The 18975-nt window shown below is 67.3% G+C and carries 14 protein-coding genes, 1 tRNA gene and 1 pseudogene; 12 read left to right on the top strand and 4 right to left on the bottom strand.

All coding sequences use genetic code 11. The features are described 5' to 3' along the window. The first annotated feature begins 177 nt into the window (after positions 1 to 177). The 6 genes and pseudogenes from map (at position 178) to VFE83_RS16375 (ending at position 7457) form a co-directional block, all read left to right on the top strand. Positions 178 to 954, top strand: a complete 777-nt coding sequence (gene map, locus VFE83_RS16400) for a type I methionyl aminopeptidase (protein ID WP_324908111.1) — start codon at positions 178 to 180, stop codon at positions 952 to 954. After that, positions 951 to 3584, top strand: a complete 2634-nt coding sequence (gene glnD / locus VFE83_RS16395) for a [protein-PII] uridylyltransferase (RefSeq protein ID WP_324908109.1) — start codon at positions 951 to 953, stop codon at positions 3582 to 3584. Before map ends, glnD begins: the two co-directional genes overlap by 4 nt. Beyond that, a complete protein-coding gene (dapD, locus tag VFE83_RS16390; RefSeq protein ID WP_324908107.1) occupies positions 3585 to 4481 on the top strand; it encodes a 2,3,4,5-tetrahydropyridine-2,6-dicarboxylate N-succinyltransferase in 897 nt (298 codons plus the stop codon). A gap of 113 nt (positions 4482 to 4594) precedes the next feature. Then, the gene (locus VFE83_RS16385; protein ID WP_324908105.1) at positions 4595 to 4951 is read left to right on the top strand and encodes a Spx/MgsR family RNA polymerase-binding regulatory protein; all 357 of its coding nucleotides are present in this window, start codon (positions 4595 to 4597) and stop codon (positions 4949 to 4951) included. A gap of 6 nt (positions 4952 to 4957) precedes the next feature. Beyond that, positions 4958 to 6088, top strand: a complete 1131-nt coding sequence (gene dapE, locus VFE83_RS16380; protein ID WP_324908103.1) for a succinyl-diaminopimelate desuccinylase — start codon at positions 4958 to 4960, stop codon at positions 6086 to 6088. Positions 6089 to 6399: 311 nt separating this feature from the next. Beyond that, a pseudogene (locus VFE83_RS16375) lies at positions 6400 to 7457 on the top strand (IS30 family transposase). 353 nt (positions 7458 to 7810) lie between these two features. Here VFE83_RS16375 and VFE83_RS16370 read toward each other — a convergent pair. Beyond that, on the bottom strand, positions 7811 to 10159 hold the full coding sequence (locus tag VFE83_RS16370; protein ID WP_324908101.1) for a penicillin acylase family protein: 2349 nt from the start codon (positions 10157 to 10159) through the stop codon (positions 7811 to 7813). A gap of 118 nt (positions 10160 to 10277) precedes the next feature. On the opposite strand from VFE83_RS16370, the gene VFE83_RS16365 reads away from it, so the two are divergent. The 5 genes from VFE83_RS16365 (at position 10278) to bfr (ending at position 14714) form a co-directional block, all read left to right on the top strand. Next, positions 10278 to 10409: a hypothetical protein gene (locus tag VFE83_RS16365; protein ID WP_324908099.1), complete on the top strand. Its 132-nt coding sequence runs from the start codon at positions 10278 to 10280 to the stop codon at positions 10407 to 10409. Positions 10410 to 10548: 139 nt separating this feature from the next. Next, positions 10549 to 12243 (top strand): asparagine synthase B, encoded by a 1695-nt coding sequence (gene asnB / locus VFE83_RS16360; protein WP_324908097.1) that lies wholly within the window; start codon positions 10549 to 10551, stop codon positions 12241 to 12243. Positions 12244 to 12274: 31 nt separating this feature from the next. Beyond that, complete coding sequence (locus tag VFE83_RS16355) at positions 12275 to 12928, top strand: HAD-IA family hydrolase (protein WP_324908095.1); 654 nt, start codon at positions 12275 to 12277, stop codon at positions 12926 to 12928. Between the two features lie 33 nt (positions 12929 to 12961). After that, positions 12962 to 14119, top strand: a complete 1158-nt coding sequence (locus VFE83_RS16350) for a threonine aldolase family protein (protein WP_324908093.1) — start codon at positions 12962 to 12964, stop codon at positions 14117 to 14119. Between the two features lie 109 nt (positions 14120 to 14228). Continuing rightward, a complete protein-coding gene (gene bfr, locus VFE83_RS16345) occupies positions 14229 to 14714 on the top strand; it encodes a bacterioferritin (RefSeq protein WP_324908091.1) in 486 nt (161 codons plus the stop codon). 136 nt (positions 14715 to 14850) lie between these two features. On the opposite strand, the gene VFE83_RS16340 is transcribed toward bfr, so the two are convergent. The 3 genes from VFE83_RS16340 to rnk all read right to left on the bottom strand — a co-directional run bounded on the left by VFE83_RS16340 (position 14851) and on the right by rnk (position 18465). Next, positions 14851 to 15510 carry a thiopurine S-methyltransferase gene (locus VFE83_RS16340; RefSeq protein ID WP_324908089.1) on the bottom strand — a complete coding sequence of 220 codons (660 nt, stop codon included), beginning with the start codon at positions 15508 to 15510 and terminating at the stop codon, positions 14851 to 14853. 197 nt (positions 15511 to 15707) lie between these two features. Beyond that, positions 15708 to 17951 (bottom strand): DNA topoisomerase IV subunit A, encoded by a 2244-nt coding sequence (gene parC, locus VFE83_RS16335; protein ID WP_324908087.1) that lies wholly within the window; start codon positions 17949 to 17951, stop codon positions 15708 to 15710. A 97-nt stretch (positions 17952 to 18048) separates the two neighbouring features. Beyond that, complete coding sequence (gene rnk / locus VFE83_RS16330; protein ID WP_324908085.1) at positions 18049 to 18465, bottom strand: nucleoside diphosphate kinase regulator; 417 nt, start codon at positions 18463 to 18465, stop codon at positions 18049 to 18051. Between the two features lie 271 nt (positions 18466 to 18736). Here rnk and VFE83_RS16325 point away from each other — a divergent pair. Beyond that, positions 18737 to 18821, top strand: a tRNA-Leu gene (locus VFE83_RS16325). Positions 18822 to 18975: the final 154 nt, after the last annotated feature.

Below are 18975 nucleotides of genomic sequence, written 5' to 3'. Positions count from 1 at the left end.
GGGTGTGTATTCGCCTGCATCCGGCATGGGAGCCGGATGCTCTCGCCCTGGCGTGGGCGGCGCGACAGGCACGGGGCCGGCCGCAGAGCCGCGGAATTGTAGCCGCAACAGACCGTTACGGGCAACCTGAGGGCCCCGTGGACGCTGAATGGGCCGGGCTTGGCCCATAATGGCCCGATGCCGATCACCATCAAGACCCCAGAAGAGATCGAGAAGATGCGCGTCGCCGGCCGCCTGGCCGCCGAGGTGCTCCAGGTCGTGGCCCCGCACGTCAAGGCGGGCGTGACGACCGAGGAACTGGACCGCATCTGCCATGACCACATCGTCAACGTGCAGCAGGCCATTCCGGCCAACGTGGGCTACAAGGGCTTCCCCAAGACCGTGTGCACCTCGGTCAACAACGTGATCTGCCACGGCATCCCGAGCCCCGGCAAGGTCCTCAAGGACGGCGACATCATCAACATCGACGTCACCGTCATCAAGGACGGCTGGCACGGCGACACCAGCCGCATGTACGTGGTCGGCACGCCCTCGGTGATGGCCAAACGGCTGGTAGACGTGACGCGCGAGGCGATGTTCCGCGGCATTCGCACGGTGAAGCCGGGCGCGACCCTGGGCGACATCGGCCATGCGATCCAGCAGTACGCCGAGGCCGAGCGCTTCAGCGTTGTGCGCGAGTACTGCGGTCACGGCATCGGCCGCATCTACCACGAGGACCCGCAGGTGCTGCATTACGGCCGCGCCGGCGAGGGCTTGGTGCTGAAGCCAGGCATGACCTTCACCATCGAGCCGATGATCAACGAGGGCGCGCGCCACACCAAGCTGTTGCCCGACGGTTGGACCGTGGTGACCAAGGACCGCAAGCTCTCGGCGCAGTGGGAACACACCGTGGCGGTCACCGAGGACGGCGTGGAAATCCTCACGCGGCTGCCGGGCGACGACAACGACCTATGACTCCTCCGTCCGCCGTCGATGAAGCTTCGGCGGTGCAGGACGGTGCCGGGCGGGCGGCTGCGATCCGCGAAGCCATCGCCACGGTCGATGCGGGGCTGGCCAAGGCGTTCGACGCCGACCCCAATGCCGACATCGACCGCCTGCTGCTGGCGCGTGCCGGCGCGATCGACGCCCAGGTGCGCAACGCCTGGAGCGCCTGCATTCCGTCGGGTGCGCCGCTCGCGTTGTTCGCCGTCGGCGGTTACGGGCGCGCCGAGCTTTTCCCGCAGTCCGACATCGACCTGCTGATCCTCGCCGAACCCGACGCACAGGCCGCGCATGCGGAAGCGCTGTCGGCGTTCGTCGCCTTGCTGTGGGATGCCGGCCTGCCGGTGGGTCACGCCGTGCGCTCGTCGGTGCAATGCACCGAAGCCGCATCGGACATCACCGTGCTCACCGCGATGCTGGAGGCACGCCCGCTGATCGCGCAGGTCGAGCACCTGCATGCGTTGCAGGCGGCCGTCGCGCCCAGCCTGGTGTGGCCGGCACGCGAGTTCTTCCTCGCCAAGCGCGAGGAGCTGCGCCTGCGCCACGCGCGCTACGAGGACACCGCCGACAACCTGGAACCCAACCTCAAGGAAGGGCCGGGCGGCCTGCGCGACGTGCAGACGTTGCGCTGGATGGCGTTGCGGATCGTCGGCACGGGCGACCTGGAATCGCTGGTGGCCATCGGCCAGTTCGGCGCGGACGAACTGGCTACGCTCGAACGCGAACGCCGCGCGCTGTCGCGCCTTCGTTTCGGCCTGCACCTGGTGGCCGGCAAGCGCGAGGAACGCCTGCGCTTCGACTACCAGAAGCTGCTCGCACAACGTCTGGGCCACGTCGACAACGCCGACAACCTGGCCGTCGAGCAGATGATGCAGGGCTTCTACCGCAGCGCCGCGCTGGTGCTGCGCATCGGCGAGCGGCTGCTGCAGCGTTTCGAGGAGCAGATCGAGGGCGAGGCGACGCCGATCGCCATCGACCATGCCTTCGAGCTGCGGCGCGATTACCTGGCCGCGCGCGACCCGAACTGGCCGCGCGATGCATTCGACGTATTCGCGCTGTTCGCGGTGTGGGCCTCGCACGATGCCGTGCGCGGGCTGCATTCGCAGACGGCACGCGCGCTGGCCGAGTCGTTGTCGCGGGTGCCGGCCTTCCAGCAGGCGGAGCAACCGTTGCGCGACCGCTTCATGTCGCTGTTGCGCGGGCCGCATCCCGTCCACGCACTCGAACGCATGGCAAGGCTGGGCGTGCTCGGACGCTGGATTCCGGCGTTCGCCAAGGTGTCCGGGCGCATGCAGTTCGACCTGTTCCATGTGTTCACGGTCGACCAGCACACGCTGGCGGTGCTGCGCAACCTGGCGCGTTTCGCGTCGGGCATCGCCGACGAACGCTTCAGCATGGCGCACGAGGTGTGGCCGCGCCTGCGCAAGCCGGAGCTGCTGTTGCTGGCCGGCCTGTTCCACGACATCGGCAAGGGTCGCGGTGGCGACCATTCCGAACTCGGGGCCGAGGACGCACGCATCTTCTGCAGCACGATGGGCCTGTCGCAGGCCGACACGTCGCTGGTGGAATGGCTGGTGCGCCAGCACCTGCTGATGTCGGTGACCGCGCAGAAGCAGGACATCGCCGATCCGGAGGTCATCCACCGCTTCGCCGGCAAGGTCGCCGATCGCGAACGGCTCGATCATCTGTACCTGCTGACCTGCGCCGACATCGCCGGCACGTCTCCGAAACTCTGGAACGCGTGGAAGGATCGCCTGCTGGCGGACCTGTACACGGCGACGCGCCTGGCGCTGCGTCGTGGCCTGGAACATCCGGTCGCGGGAGCGGAGCGCGCCAACGAAACCCGCGATGCGGCACGCGCGATGCTCGCAACGCTGGGCTTCGGGAACGACGAGGTCGACGCGCTGTATGCGCGCATGCCGGAGATCGGCTTCCAGCGCGGACGGCCCGACCAGATCGCATGGCAGGCGGCCTCGCTGCGCGGCGTGGCCGTGGGCGAGACGCGCGTGCGTGCACGTGCGCTGGGCGATGGCGCCGGTGCGATGGAAGTATTCGTGCATTCGCCGGACCGCGACGGCCTGTTCGCCGCCATCGTCGCCACGCTCGACCGACTGGGCCTGGCAATCCAGCAGGCGCGCGTCCTCGACGGTCCCAATGGCATGGTGTTCGACAGCTTCGAGGTGGTGCCCATCGACCCGCGCTGCCCGCCGTCGATCGACGAGGTGGAACATCGGCTTGCGTCCGCGCTGGCCTGCGACCTCGACCGCATCCGTCCCGCGCGCCGCGCACAGCCGCGCCACCTCAGGCATTTCCGCATCGCGCCGCAGATCGGTTTCGACACGATCGAGGAAGGCGGGCACCCACGTACGATGCTCAGCCTGGTGTGCACGGACCGTCCCGGCCTGCTGGCCGACGTGACGCACGTGATCCGCAGCCAGCGCCTGCGCGTGCACGACGCACGCATCGCGACGTTCGGCGAGCGCGCCGAGGACGTGTTCCAGATTACCCATCCCCATCACGACGGGCGCGACAGTGCGCTCGACGAAACGCAACAGCAGGCCCTGCGCGACGCGTTGCTGGCCAGCCTCGAAGGAGAGTGTTGAATGAGTTTGCAGAAGAAGACCGTCCGCAAGACCGCGCGCAAGAAGGTCGTGCCGAAGGCGCCGGGTGCCGAAGAGCTGAAGTTCATGGTCGACAGCGCATTCGAGCGTCGCGCGATGCTCACGCTGGACGAGATCGAAGGTTCGACGCGGCCGACGGTGGAACGGGTGATCTCCGGCCTGGAAACGGGCGAGTTCCGCGTCGCCGAACCCGACGGCAAGGGCGGCTGGACCGTCAACGAATGGCTCAAGAAGGCCGTACTGCTGTACTTCCGCGTCAACGACATGCAGGTCGTGGACGGTTACCCCGCCCCGTACTGGGACAAGGTGCCGGCTCGCTTCGAAGGCTACGGCGAAGCGGATTTCCGCAAGCTCGGCGCGCGCGTGGTGCCGGGCGCGGTGGCGCGCCGCGGTTCGCACATCGGCAAGGACGTGGTCCTGATGCCCAGCTTCGTCAACATCGGCGCGCACGTGGGCGAGGGCACCATGGTCGACACCTGGGCCACGGTGGGTTCATGCGCGCAGGTCGGCAAGCATTGCCACCTGTCCGGCGGCGCCGGCATCGGCGGCGTGCTCGAACCGCTGCAGGCCAGCCCGACGATCATCGAGGACCATTGCTTCATCGGTGCGCGTTCGGAAGTGGTGGAAGGCGTGGTCGTCGGCCACCACAGCGTGATCGGCATGGGCGTGTTCCTGGGCCAGAGCACGCGCATCTACAACCGCGCCACCGGCGAGATCACCTACGGTTACGTGCCGCCGTACAGCGTGGTCGTCTCCGGCCAGCTGCCGGCGAAGGACGGCTCGCATTCGCTGTACTGCGCGGTGATAGTGAAGCAGGTCGATGCGAAGACGCGCAGCAAGACCAGCATCAATGACCTGCTGCGCGGGTTGGCGGAGTAGCGGGGAGCGAGCGGGAGCGTCGCGGCTCGTCCGTTCCTGTTTCACGAACCCCACCCACCCCGTTCGCTCTTGCCAACACTCTTTCTCACTCCTCTCCACTCTCCACTGGTTCCATGACCACTCTGTACGGACTCAACAACTGCGACACCTGCAAGAAGGCCCGAAAGTGGCTCGACCGCTTCGGTGTGGGCCACACCTTCGTTGACTACCGCGACCAGCGGCAGTCGCCGGAAACGCTGGTGGAATGGAAGGAAAAGCTTGGCGGCTGGGACGCGATGATCAACAAGTCGTCGACCACCTGGCGCACGTTGCCGGAGCACCGCAAGGCACCGGGTTCTAATGCCGAATGGAAGCTGCTGCTCAAGGAGTATCCGCAGCTGATCCGCCGGCCGGTGGTGGTGACCGACGACGGCGCCGTCACCCAGGGTTTCAGTGACAACGGCTTCAAGAAGCGCTTCGGGATCGCCTGAGCTGGCATGAGCGACGTACTCGAGCTGACCTGCGAACTCATCGCGCGCCCGTCGGTAACGCCGGAGGATTCCGGCTGCCAGGCCCTGATCGCGCAGCGCCTGTCGTGCGCAGGCTTCCATTGCGAGCATCTGCGCTTCGGCGAGGTCGACAACCTGTGGGCCGTGCACGGAACCGACGGGCCTACGCTGGTGTTGCTCGGGCATACCGACGTCGTTCCGTCCGGACCGCGCGAGGCGTGGTCGAGCGATCCGTTTGCGCCCGAAGTGCGGGATGGTGGGCTGTACGGCCGCGGCGCCGCCGACATGAAGGGCAGCGTGGCCGCGTTCGTCATCGCGCTGGAGCGCTTCGTTGCGGTGCATCCCGGTCACGCGGGCCGCGTCGCGCTGCTGCTGACCTCCGATGAAGAGGGCGATGCCATCGATGGCGTCCGCAAGGTGGCCGACCTCTTCCGCGAACGCGGCGAGCGCATCGATTGGTGCATCACCGGCGAGCCGTCCTCCACGCGCGTGCTGGGCGATCTGCTGCGCGTAGGCCGACGCGGCACGCTATCGGCGACGCTCACCGTGCGCGGCGTGCAGGGCCACGTCGCGTATCCGGAAAAGGCGCGCAATCCGATCCACCAGGCAATGCCCGCGTTGTCCGAACTCGCCGCGCGGCGCTGGGACGAAGGCTACGAGACCTTCCCGCCCACCAGCCTGCAGATCAGCAACGTGCACGCCGGCACCGGCGCCAACAACGTGATCCCGGGCGAGCTGCAGGTGCTGTTCAACCTGCGCTACAACCCCAACTGGCATGCCGCACAGCTGGAAGCCGAATGCGAGGCCGTGCTGCAGCGTCACGGCCTGGAATACGAGGTGCGCTGGCACCGCGGTGGCGAGCCGTTCTACACACCGGAAGGCCCGCTGCGTGCCGCGGCACGCGACGTGCTCGCGTCGTTCGCAGGAGCGCCGCCGGAAGAGAGCACCGGCGGCGGCACGTCCGATGCACGCTTCATCGCGCCATTGGGTGCTCAGTGCATCGAGATCGGACCAGTCAACGCGAGCATCCACAAGGTGGATGAGCATGTGCGCGTGGCGGATCTGGAAGCGCTGCCGGATCTGTATCAGGCATTGATCGAGCGGATGCTGGTTGGCTGAAGATCGCTGCGGTTGAGGTTGAGGTTGCGGTTGTGGCTCTGGCTGCTGTCCGGTCGTGTTCGCCACGCGCGGCGAGAGGAACGATCGCGGCGTGCTTTGGCTGCCATTTGCCCTCACTCGCCGCTTTGGCTCGTCATCCCCGCGAAGGCGGGGATCCATGGACTTTTCATGCTTTACCGTAATGCTGTCAGAAGCAATCCAAAGCTTCCGTCCGTCTAAAGCCGGCCGGGTCACTTTTCTTTGCTGACCCAAAGAAAAGTAACGGCGGTTTCTAGACTCAAGTGCATCACTTGGGATCAGGAAGGCCGTGGATGGGAATCCGATACAGTCAGCTCAGCGCCGAAGAGCGCGGCACGATCATGGCGATGAAGGTCCATGGGGGCCAGTGGCCGCAGCATCGCCCTGGCGCTCAACCGTTCGCAGAGCACCATTGCCCGGGAATTGCGGCGCAATGGCTATCTGGCGGCGCATGAGTGCAGCCGGCTGGGGCGTCCGCGCATTGCCGGGGGCTACGACGCCACCCGCGCCGGGGCCCGGGCACGGCGCCTGCGTGCCCTGCCGCGCGTGCAGCGCAAGCTGCGGCCCGGCACCGGGTTGTGGCAGCACGTCTGCCGCCTTCTGCAGCGGCGCTGGTCGCCGCCCCAGGTGGCCCGCACACTGCGAACCCGCCATTCCCATCGACGGGACCTGCAGGTGTCGCACGAGACGATCTACACGGCGATCCACGCCATGCCGCGCGGTGAACTTCGCCGCCAGCTGGTCGGACTGCTGCGCTAGGGACGCGGCCGCCGCCGGCGTACCGGCCAGGGCCCCGAGGCGCGGGGCCGACTGCCCGACCTGCCCAGCATCCACCTGCGTCCGCCGGAAGCCAACGAGCGGCTCCTGCCTGGGCACTGGGAAGGCGATCTGCTCGTGGGCGCCCCACAACCGTTCGGCCATCGGGGTGCTGGTGTGCCGCCACAGCCTGTTCCTGAAGCTGGTCCCGCTGCGCGACGCCACGGCCCACGGCGTACTGGCGGGCTTTCGCGACGCCTTCGCTCCGCTGCCGCCGCCATTGCGCCAGACGCTGACCTATGACCAGGGCAAGGAAATGGCCCTGCATCGCCAATTGGCCGCCAGCACGGGCCTGAAGATCTACTTCGCCGATCCGCACAGCCCCTGGCAACGCGGCATCTGCGAGAACACCAATGGCCTGTTGCGGCAGTACTTCCCCAAGGGCACCGACCTGTCGATCCACTCCCGGCGAACCCTGGGCGAAGTGGCGTGGGAAATGAACCATCGGCCACGCAACACCTTGGGCTGGAGATCACCCGCCGTCGTGTTCTATGAACACCTCAAGGCCGCCAGGGGTGATGCACTTGGGACTTGATTCCGCCAACCCAAAGAAAGGGTCTTCCCCGACGAAGCAATCCCACGACCGGAAACGAAGTCGGTGCCTTCGCGAGTCGGCATCCTGTCTCCGCGCTCAGCAGCGCACGTCCTGTGCGCTGCCCTCCAGGGCTTGGGATGCGGTTGGCTGTTCAACAGCAACAGTGCTACGACGCAGGCGGGATATGTGCTTTCGCGCGTCATCCCCGCGAAATCGGGGATCAATGTTCGTTCATGCTTTCGACTCAGGCTGGGCGGCAGCAGTATTGGATAGAAGAACGCAGCACTAAAGTTCTGATCACGATTTCGCGAGGGCTCGATATTCGCGTGCCGCCCCCCGCTCTGATCCAAGTCTCACTTCCCCTCCGGCGCCAGCCGCAACGTGTACTCCGGCTTGCCTGGCAGGAATGGCGTGGGCCGCCCGTGTACCCAGTCGTCGTGACCGGCGCCCCAGAACGGCGACAGCGGATGGCCGCTTTGCCCGCCCGGCATGTGGGTGATGCCGTCGGCCTCGTGGCCGGGCGAGACCACCATGCGTTCCGATGCGCCGAAATCCGGTCCCTGCACGCGTGGCATTCCGCTGTCGCCTGGCAACTGGTCGCCGGGCATGCAGAGCGAGGGTTTGAGGAAGCTGGGCATCGCGCGGGACAGCGGGTGGCAGATCTTCGCAGTATTCCGCTCGCCCCAGGTGCGCGCATTCAGCGGGCCCAATTGTTTCAGCTCGTCGCGCACTTCGCGCGCGGCATCTTCGAACAGCGCCTCCCACGACGCGAAACGCCGCGGCAGCAAATGCGCAGGGCGCTGCGTCACCAGCGGCCAGGCGACGCCTTCGAAGTGCGAGAGGTTGGGCATGTCGAACCCGTCGCCGAGCGCGGCCTGCGCCGGCGCGGTGAGTCCGTCGAGCAGGCGATCGTGCACTGCCAGACGCCAGGCGCGCACGATGCGGTAGCTCACCGATTCGGCACTGGCGCGGTTCTCCCATTGCGTGGCCGCCACGGCGAGTGCGTGCAGTGCCGGTGTTGATGCCGCGGCATCGCGTTCGCGCAGCAACTGCCACCACGGCTGCAGGAACAGCGCACGATCGTCCAGCTGGATTGCCAGCAGGTCGCGTTCGGTGAACTGCTGCTTCGCGAACAGGCCGTTGCGGATCTGCATCGCGCGCGCGCCGTTCGCGTAACCGCCATCGCCGACCTGCGCGAGCAGCGCGCCTTCAACCACGCGCGTGTTCGCGGTCCAGACGCGTTGCACGCTGCCCACTGGCAGTGCCACGCCCGACGCCGTGGTCAGCGACCACGGCGGGCAAGTGCCCGCGTCCATCACCGTGCCGGCGCTGCACGTGCTCTGGCGCAGCGGGACCGGACCCAACAGGCGCCACGTCACGCGACCCTGGCTGTCGCCGATGGCGAGGTTCTGCCCCGGGATCGCGGTCCGGTCGGCCATCGGCAGCGCATCGTCCAGCGAATGGGCGTGGAGGAAGTCCGCCAGACCCAGGTTCATCGAGCCCGGCAGCTGCGCGATCCAGCGCAACGCGAGGCCGCTGCCGTCTTCCTCCCGATGGAGGATCGGACCCCACGACGTTTCCTCGACCGGGAACTCCACGTCGTCCTGTCCCGCCACGCCGATGCGCTCGATCGACCGCGTCACGCCGGGGCAGGCGGGCTGCGCACACGCGGGCACGCGCTGCCAGTCCAGCCAGTCGCCGTAGCTGTTGGTGAAGCCCCAGGCGATGTGCCCGTTGCTGCCGACCACCAGCGCGGGCAGGCCGGGCAGGGTGAAGCCGGTGGCGTCGACCTTGCCGTCGGGTGCGCGCGCATCCGGATAGCGCAGGCGCGCGCGGAACCAGATGTTCGGCGCGCGCAGGCCCAGGTGCATGTCGTCGGCGACGATGGCGCGTCCGTCGCGGGTCAGCTGGCCCGACACGGCGAAATTATTGCTGCCCACGTCGGAGCGCTCGGGAATCGCCGCAGGGGTTTCGTCCTTCGGCATCGGCAACGCGCGCAGGTCCACGGCGTCCGCCGCCGGCAGGACCGCATCGCCGCGCGGCCGCCCGGCCAGCGGTGCATCCCAGCGGGTGCCGTCGTGCGCGAGCAATGCGTACAGCGCGGGCGGCAGGTGCGGACGCAGGCGCCACATCGCCAGTTCGCGCTTGTTCGTCGAATCCTGCAGGTCGAAGTACATCGCATAGCCGGCCAGCGCCGAATCGGCCAGCGTCCAGGGCTCGGGTTGCGTGCGCAGCAGCAGGTATGGCCACGGTCGCGTTTTCAGTCCGGAGAGACCGGCGTTGACGCCGTCCACGTATGCCTGCGCCATGACGCGCTTGTCGCCGAGGATCGCGTCCATGTCCTGTCTGACGCGTGCACGCATGCGGTGCACGCGATGCTCCTTGTCCACGCCGATCGCGACCGGGCCGAACAGGGCCGCCAATTCGCCCGCGGCGGTGCGCCGCAGCAGGTCCATCTCGAAGTACCGCTCCTGCGCGTGCACGTAGCCGAGCGCACGCATTGCGTCGTTCTCGTTGGCCGCTTCCACGGTTACCGTGCCCAGTGCGTCGCGCTGGAGGGTGACGGGTGCCGACAGGCCGGGCAGGGCCAGTTCGCCCTGCAGCGGCGGCAGGCTGCCGCGCAGCAACCACCAGACGGCCGCCACCGCGACCAGCAGCACCACCAGCAGGCCGATCAGCCCGCGCTTGATCCATTTCGCCATGAAGAGTCCTCCCCGGGGCCGACTTTACCTGCTCGCCGCGAGCGCCGCGGACGGGCATGGCGGATTCGTTTCGCATGAAACGCTTGCAAGTGGCCGGAAGCTCAAGCAGGATCGGGCCATGACCTCCGACCTGACCGCCGTCCGCCACGCCACCGCCCTGCGCGGTCGCATGGCCGTGCCCGGCCAGGCCATCAACGTCGCGAACAACAACAATCGCAATAACGCCAGCCTCCCGCGGGCCGGCGATTAGCGCGCGTTGTAAACGACCGCAAATCGCTCACGAAGCCCGCGCCAAAAGCGCGGGCTTTTTCGTTTGTCCGTCCCTGAACAAGAGCCCGGTCATCCATGGCCGGACATCCCAAGAAAACCACCAACCTGGAGTCATCGACATGTGTTCCATCCTCGGCATCTTCGGCCTTCAACCCGGCGACGACACGCACACGCTGCGAAGGCGTGCGCTGGAACTGTCGCAACGCCAGCGACATCGCGGCCCCGACTGGAGTGGCGTGCATCTGGACGACGGCGCGATCCTCGTGCACGAGCGACTGGCCATCGTCGACCCGGCCGGCGGTTCGCAACCGCTGCGCTCGGCCGACGGCGAACTGGTGCTGGCCGTCAACGGCGAGATCTACAACCATCGGGAGCTCAAGCAGCAGCTCGCGCAGCCGTACGAATTCCAGACCGGTTCCGACTGCGAGGTGATCAACGCGCTGTACCGCCAGCGTGACGACGTGGCGGGCTGGCTGGACGAACTCAACGGCATCTTCGCCTTCGCCTTGTGGGACCGGACGAAGCGCCGCGTCCTCATCGCGCGCGATCCCATCGGTGTGTGTCCGCTGTACTGGGGTCATGACGATCACGGCCGCCTGTGCGTCGCGTCCGAGATGAAGGCACTGGTCGACGTGTGCGCCGACGTCGCGCAGTTCCCGCCGGGCCACTTCTACGACAGCGCCTCGGGCGAGCTGGTGAGGTACTACGTGCGTCCTTGGCGGGATTACGAAGCGACCCGCGGCGTGGAAGTGTCGAAGCAGGAATTGCGCGAAGCGTTCGAGCGTGCGGTGCACCGGCAGCTGATGAGCGACGTGCCCTATGGCGTGCTGTTGTCGGGCGGGCTGGACTCGTCGCTGGTTGCGGCCGTGGCGGCGCGTTTTGCCCGCAAGCGAATCGAGGATGACGACGCGACGGAGGCGTGGTGGCCGCGCCTGCATTCGTTCGCCATCGGGCTGGAAGGATCGCCCGACCTGGCCGCCGCCGAAATCGCCGCCAAGGCGCTGGGTACCGTGCATCACGGTTTCACCTACACCTTCGAGGAAGGCCTGGATGCCCTGCCGGAGGTGATCCGCCATGTCGAAACCTACGACGTCACCACCATCCGCGCGTCCACGCCGATGTTCCTGCTGGCGCGGCGCATCAAGGCCATGGGCGTGAAGATGGTGCTGTCGGGCGAGGGCAGCGACGAGGTGTTCGGTGGATACCTGTATTTCCACAAGGCACCGAACGCGCACGAATTCCACGACGAGACCATCCGCAAGCTCGATGCGTTGCACAACTACGACTGCCTGCGCGCCAACAAGTCGATGATGGCCTGGGGCGTCGAGCCACGTGTGCCGTTCCTGGACGTGGAATTCCTGGATGTCGCAATGCGCATGGATGCGGCGCAGAAGATGGTGCGCGTGGGACCGGACGGATCGCGCCGCATCGAAAAGGCCGTGCTGCGCGAGGCGTTCGAAGGCTATCTGCCGGATTCGATCCTGTGGCGGCAGAAGGAGCAGTTCAGCGACGGCGTGGGTTATGGATGGATCGACGGGCTGAAGGCGCACGCGGAGACGCAGATCAGCGATCGCGTGTTCGCCGCCGCGGCGAGCCGGTTCCCGGTCAACCCGCCGCAGACCAAGGAGGCGTACTACTACCGACACGTGTTCGAGCAGCTGTTCCCGGGCGTGGCTTGCGCGGAAACCGTGCCGGGCGGCAAGTCGATCGCGTGCTCGTCGCCGGCGGCCATCGCATGGGACGCGGCGTTCGCGAGCATGGCCGACCCGTCGGGACGCGCGGTCGCGGGCGTGCATCAGGCCGCGCTGGCGTGATCGAGTCCGCGCGTTACGCCAGAATGCACACATGACCGACATGCGTCCGGCGCCGCGCGCGTTGCTGGTGGACTTCGACGGCGTGCTCCGCCGTTGGCCGGAGAACGACTGGATCATCGAACGCGCCCATGGCCTGCCCATGGGCGCGATCCGCGCGGCTGCCTTCGAGCCTGCACTGCTCGCGCGCGCCATCACCGGAGCGATCAGTGATGAAGCGTGGCGGCAGGAAATCGTCGCGCGACTGCTGATGGCACACGGTTCCGCCGATGTCGGCGCCGCGGTTGCCGAATGGTCCACGCCGGCTGGCGCGCTCGATCCCCGCGTGCACGAGATCCTCGCCCAATGCCGCAACGGGCTGCGGCTGGTGCTGGTGACCAATGCCACCACGCGGTTGCCGCAGGACATGGCACAACTGGGGTTGGACGGCTTCTTCCACGCCATCGCCAATTCCAGTGCGGTGGGCAGCGCCAAGCCCGACGCGGCGATGTTCGAGGCGGCGCTCTCCATGGCTGGCGTGGCGGCCGACGAAGCCCTGTATGTCGACGATTCGCCGCGCAACGTGTCGGTCGCGCAGGCGATGGGCCTGCGTTCCTGTGTGTTCCGTGGACACGAGTCCCTGCGTGCGTTCCTCCAGTCGCATGGCGTATGGCAGACGGCCAATGCAATGGCCCGCTGGGACAGGTAACTTTGGCGCTCCGACAACAGTGAGGATGCGCCGATGGACCGTCGCCAGTTCCTGGCCGTGGGTGGTTTGACAGCTGCATCGCCGGTATTGGCACGAAGCGCTTCCGACGGCGCTGGCACCACTGCGGACCCCGGCTTGTTCCGCGAGGTCAACTTCATCCACGATGGGCTGGGTCTGTCGCCGCGCGAGTACGCCACGCTGTTGCACGACGCGACGACACAGCGCGACCTGCCCGGCGACAACTATTCCAACGGCGGCGTCATCGAAGAGCTGGAACAGGCCTTCGCACGCAAGCTCGGCAAGCAGGCGGCGATGTTCGTGCCGACCGGCACGCTGGCCAACCACATCGCGCTGCGCAAGCTAGCGGGCCAGGACCGGCGCGTGCTGGTGCAGGCGGAGAGCCATTTCTACGCGGACAGCGGCGACGCCGGCGAGGTGCTGAGCAACCTCAATCTCATCCCGCTGGTGGAAGGACGCAGCACGGTCGCGCTTGGCGACGTGCAGCGTTGGGTGGAACTATCGGCCAGCGGTCGCGTGCCGATGAGGGTCGGCGTGCTGTCGATCGAATCGCCGGTGCGCCGGCGCGACCACGAGATGGTCGACTTCGCGCAGCTGCAGCATGTGTGTGGCTATGCGCGCGAGCAGGGCATCCGCCTGCACCTGGACGGCGCGCGGCTTTTCAACCTGCCGTACCACTCCGGCCACGGCGTGCAGGAGTACGCCGCCTTGTTCGACACGGTGCTCGTCTCGGTGTGGAAGCACTTCAACGGCGCCTCCGGCGCGATCCTCGCCGGCGATGCGTCGTTCATCGAAGGCCTGTATCACACGCGTCGCATGTTCGGCGGATCGCTGCCGCAGGCGTGGCCGACGGCAGCGGTGGCCATGCAGTTCGTCGACAGCTATGAGGCCGACTACGCGCGGGCCTGGCAGGCAACGGACCGTGTCCTCGCGTTGCTCAGGACCGATCGTCGCTTCAAGGTCCGCAAGGTGCCCATGGGCACCAGCCGGTTCTTCCTCTCGGTGACGGACGCCGATGCCGCGGCGGTACGCGAGCGTGCGCGGCAGCAGGGCGTGCTGCTGCCCCGCCCCAATCCGGAAACGGGCGAGTTCGCGATGCAGGTGAACCCGAGTGTCCTGCGCACCACGCCGGAGACGATTGCCCAAGGGCTGCTGGCCGCAGCGAAGGCCTGATCTGCGAACAGGCGGCGACGCTGCCCGCGACTGCAACTGCGACTGATTCCGATTAGAACGCGGTTCGTCGCGTTCGGGCACCCTATGCGCCTGGCAAGGAGGTTCCCCCATGAAAGGCCATCCGGAAGTCGTCGAATACCTGAAGCAGCTGCTGCGTGGCGAACTGGCCGCGCGCGACCAGTATTTCATCCACTCGCGCCGCTACGAGGACATGGGCCTGCATGCGCTCTACGAGCGGCTGGACCACGAGATGCAGGAAGAGACCGAGCACGCCGACGCGTTGCTGCGCCGCATCCTGTTCCTCGAAGGCGATCCGGATATGCGGCCGGAGTCGTTCGTGGCCGGCTACACGGTCGAGGAGATGCTGCAGCGCGACCTGGAGGTCGAATACCAGGTGCGCGGCGCCCTGGCGCAGGGCATCGCGCTGTGCGAGCACCACGGCGATTTCGTCAGCCGCGACATCCTGCGCGCGCAACTGCAGGACACCGAGGAAGACCACGCGCACTGGCTGGAGCAGCAGCTCGGCCTGATCCGGCGCTTGGGCATCCAGAACTACCTGACGGCGCGACTGGCGCAGAAACCGTCGGCGGAGTGATCGTTGCACGGGCCGGTCTCTGGCCCGCCTGCGGCAGCCGCGATGAATGCCGTAGCCCGGGTAAGCGAAGCGCACCCGGGTTGTCGTCCTGTTCCCGGGTGCGCTTCGCTTGCCCGGGCTACGAAAGCAACAGCGATCAGCCTCGACGACTCAGCCGGTACACCGTCGTGTGCAGCGCAGTCACGCCTTCTTCGATGAACTTCGGCTGCGCCTGCAGGATGTCGCGGCGCTCCAGCATCGTGACGTCCCAGTCGTGTCCGTAGAGGGCGCGCACTTCGTCTTCGATCACGCTGAAGGGCGGGCCTGCCTTCTCGTGCTGCGGATATTCCAGCGTGATCAGCAGACCACGACATTCCCGTGGCAGGCGCGCGTACAACTCGCGTGCGTAACGACGTCGCAGGTCGGGCGGCAGCGCTATGAGCGCAGCACGGTCGAACACGGCGGCACAGTCGCCCAATGCGTCCTCGTCCAGCGCGAACGCGTCGCCGCAGATCAGTTCGATGTTGCCGGCCTCGTAATGACGGCCGTAACGCGACTCGCGCACCGATGGCGTGAGCCGGTGTTCGGCGAAGAACGCCTCCACTGCGATCCGCGACAGCTCCACGCCCAGCACGCGATAACCCTGCGCTGCGAACCAAGCCATGTCGTGCGTCTTGCCGGCCAGCGGCACGAACACGCGCGCCTCGGTCGACACCTGCAACGAAGGCCAGTGCTTGAGCATCAGCGGCGTCGGCGCGTCCTGATGGAAGCCGATCTGGTTGTCCTGCCAGTGCTGGTGCCAGAACTCGGGTTGCATGCGCGAATCCGTCGATTGTGCTGTTACGCCGGCGTATCACCGTCATCCCGGCGAAAGCCGGGATCCATCTTGATTCTGCCCCCGTGAGCGGCGGCTGATGCTCAGATCGGATGGATTCCAGTTTTCGCCTGGAATGACGACGATAGGCGGCCGACACTTCCGAAATGGATTCCAGCTTTCGCTGGAATGACGATGGATTACTCCACCGCCAGCCCTTCGACCTTCTGCCAGCCACGCGGCAGCAGGCCACCACGGGTGGCGCGGGTGCCGAGGTACGTGTCCAAGTCCTTGAAGGGCAGGGACATGGTGCGCGCGCCCGACTTCACGACCAGCGTGCCGCCCGGCGACACCACGGCGACGGCGACCACGCGTTCGGTGCCCAGCTTGGCCTTGGGGATGTCGATGAGCTTGTTGCCCTTGCCCTTGTCGAGCTCGGGCAGCTCGCCGACCGGGAACACCAGCAAATGGCCGACATTGGTAACCACGGCGATGCGGTCCTGTTCGACGTTCGCCACGGGCGCGGGCTGCACCACCTTCGCGCCCGGCGTCAGCGAGAGCATGGCCTTGCCCGCCTTGTTGCGGCCGGTGAGGTTCTCGAAGCGGGTGACGAAGCCGTAGCCGTGGCTGGAGGCCAGCACGAAACGCGTATCGTTGTCGCCGCTGGCCAGCGCCTGGAACGAGGCTCCCGGCGCAGGCGAGAAGCGACCGGTAAGCGGCTCGCCGTTGCCACGCGCCGACGGCAGCGAATGCACCACGGTCGAGTAGGCGCGGCCGGTGGAATCCAGGAACGCCACCTGCTGCGTGCTGCGGCTGCGCACCGCGGCGAGCAGTTCGTCGCCCTCGCGATAGCTCAGCGATGCGGGGTCGACGTCGTGGCCCTTGGCCGCGCGCACCCAGCCCTTCTCGCTGATGACCACGGTCATCGGCTCGCTGGCGACCAGTTCGGTCTCGCTCAGCGCCTGCGCGGCCTCGCGTGCGACCAGCGGCGAACGACGCGCGTCGCCGAACTTCTTCGCGTCGGCCAGCAGTTCGTCCTTGATCAGCTTCTTCAGCTTGGCCTTGCTGTCCAGCGTGGCGATGATGCGTTCGCGTTCGGCCTTGAGCTCGTCTTCCTCGCCGCGGATCTTCATCTCCTCCAGGCGCGCGAGCTGGCGCAGCCGGGTCTCGAGGATGTAGTCCGTCTGCTCCTCGGTGAGCTTGAACCGCTTCATCAGCACCGGCTTGGGCTCGTCCTCGGTACGGATGATCCTGATGACCTCGTCCAGGTTGAGGAAGGCGACCAGCAAACCTTCCAGCAGGTGCAGGCGACGCTCGACCTTCTCCAGTCGATGCTTCAGGCGGCGCGTCACCGTTTCGGTGCGGAACGCCAGCCATTCGGACAGCAGCGCCTTCAGCCCCTTCACCTGCGGGCGGCCGTCGCGGCCGATCACGTTGAAGTTGACCCGGTAGCTCTTTTCAAGGTCGGTCGTGGCGAACAGGTGGCCCATCAGCTGTTCGGCATCCACGCGGTTGCTGCGGGGAACCAGCACGATGCGGGTCGGGTTGGCGTGGTCGGACTCGTCGCGGATGTCCTCCAGCCACGGCAGCTTCTTGGCGCGCATCTGCGTGGCGATCTGCTCGATCACCTTGCCCGGCGAAGTCTGGTACGGCAGCGCGGTGATGACCAGGTTGCCGCCGTCCTTCACGTACACGGCGCGGGCGCGCACGCTGCCCAGGCCGGTCTCGTACATCTGCTGCAGGTCCGCCGCAGGCGTGATGATCTCTGCCGTGGTCGGGTAGTCCGGGCCGCGCACGTGCTCGCACAGGTCGCGCGTGGTCGCATCCGGGTCGTCCAGAAGGCGGACGCAGGCGCTGACCACTTCATTGAGGTTGTGCGGCGGCACGTCGGTGGCCATGCCCACCGCGATGCCCGTGGTGCCGTTGAGCAGCAGGTGCGGCAGGCGCGCCGGCATCCAGCTGGGCTCTTCCAGCGTGCCGTCGAAATTGGGCGACCAGTCCACCGTGCCCTGGCCGAGTTCCCCCAGAAGGACCTCGGCGATGGGCGTCAGCTTGGCCTCGGTGTAGCGCATGGCCGCGAACGACTTGGGGTCGTCCGACGAACCGAAATTGCCCTGGCCCTCGATCAGCGGATAGCGGTACGAGAACGGCTGCGCCATCAGCACCATAGCCTCGTAGCAGGCGCTGTCGCCGTGAGGGTGGTATTTGCCGATCACGTCGCCGACGGTGCGCGCGGACTTCTTGGGCTTGGCGGCCGCGTTCAGGCCCAGCTCGCTCATCGAGTAGATGATGCGGCGCTGCACCGGCTTCAGGCCGTCGCCCAGGAAGGGCAGGGCGCGGTCGAGCACCACGTACATCGAGTAGTCGAGATAGGCGCGCTCGGCGTACTCGCGCAGCGGGATCTGCTCGAAGCCGTGGAAGACCGGACGTACGGTGTCGTTCATGCAGTGATGCGTTCGAAGTGGATCGGGACGATTCTAAACGGCCGCGCGCCCTGGTCCGGCGGCGGCGCCACGCGAGGTCCGGAAGCGGACCAGCGTCTCAGCGATGGAGTTCGCCGGAGGACTCGGGCTGGTAGCGGATGGAGAGCACGCGCAGGCGGATCGTGCGACCGCCGGGCACGGGCCATTCGATGGAGCCGCCGACCCGCAGGCCGAGCAGGGCGCTGCCCACGGGGGCCAGGATCGACACCTTGTGCGGGCTGCCGTCGGCGTCGCGCGGGTAGACCAGGGTCATCTCGTGCTCCTCGCCGCTGGTTTCGTCGAGGAAGCGGGCGGTGGAGTTCATGGTGATCACGTCGGCCGGCATCTGCGCCGGCTCCACCACCTCGGCGCGTTCCAGTTCGGCCTCCAGCGCGGTGGTGTCGATGCCCTGCGCCAGCGGCTGTTCCAGCAGCGCTTCGATGCGCTCCACGTCCAGTCGGGACATGAGCAGGGGCGGTGGTGTCGGTTCGGACATGCGGGTCTCCAAAGCAGTGCGGGCGACGCACCGGGTGCGTCGCCCGCCGTTCTCGTGATGTCCGCGGAACATAGCCCTGATCCGCGGCGGCGGCAACCGGCTGGCAGTGTGTGGCGGCGGGTCGGGCGGCGCCTTGAGTAGGGTCAGCCCACGGGAATGGCCGCGGGCGTGTGCCGATTAAGGGATGGTAAAAATGTTTGTCACGGGCCGTTGACAACGTGCGCCGCGCACCGCAACATACGCGGCCTCGCACGGCGAAACCCGTAGCGATGCCCAGGTGGCGGAATTGGTAGACGCACTAGTTTCAGGTACTAGCGGGTAAAACCGTGGAGGTTCGAGTCCTCTCCTGGGCACCAACTGATACACGCTGATGGCTCCGGCCGCAGCAGACATGAAAAACCCGCGCATAGCGCGGGTTTTTTGTTTTCGGTGCCATGGTCGGCGCCCAAGGGCAGCGCCGGCATCGCACCGGTCGACGAATGGACGACACGATGCCGCCCCCGGCGCGGC

The sequence above is a fragment of the Lysobacter sp. genome, assembly GCF_035655815.1.
Classification (GTDB): Bacteria; Pseudomonadota; Gammaproteobacteria; order Xanthomonadales; family Xanthomonadaceae; genus Lysobacter_J.
Note: the sequence above shows the minus strand (reverse complement) of the source record. Positions and strands in the feature narration are given on the sequence as shown.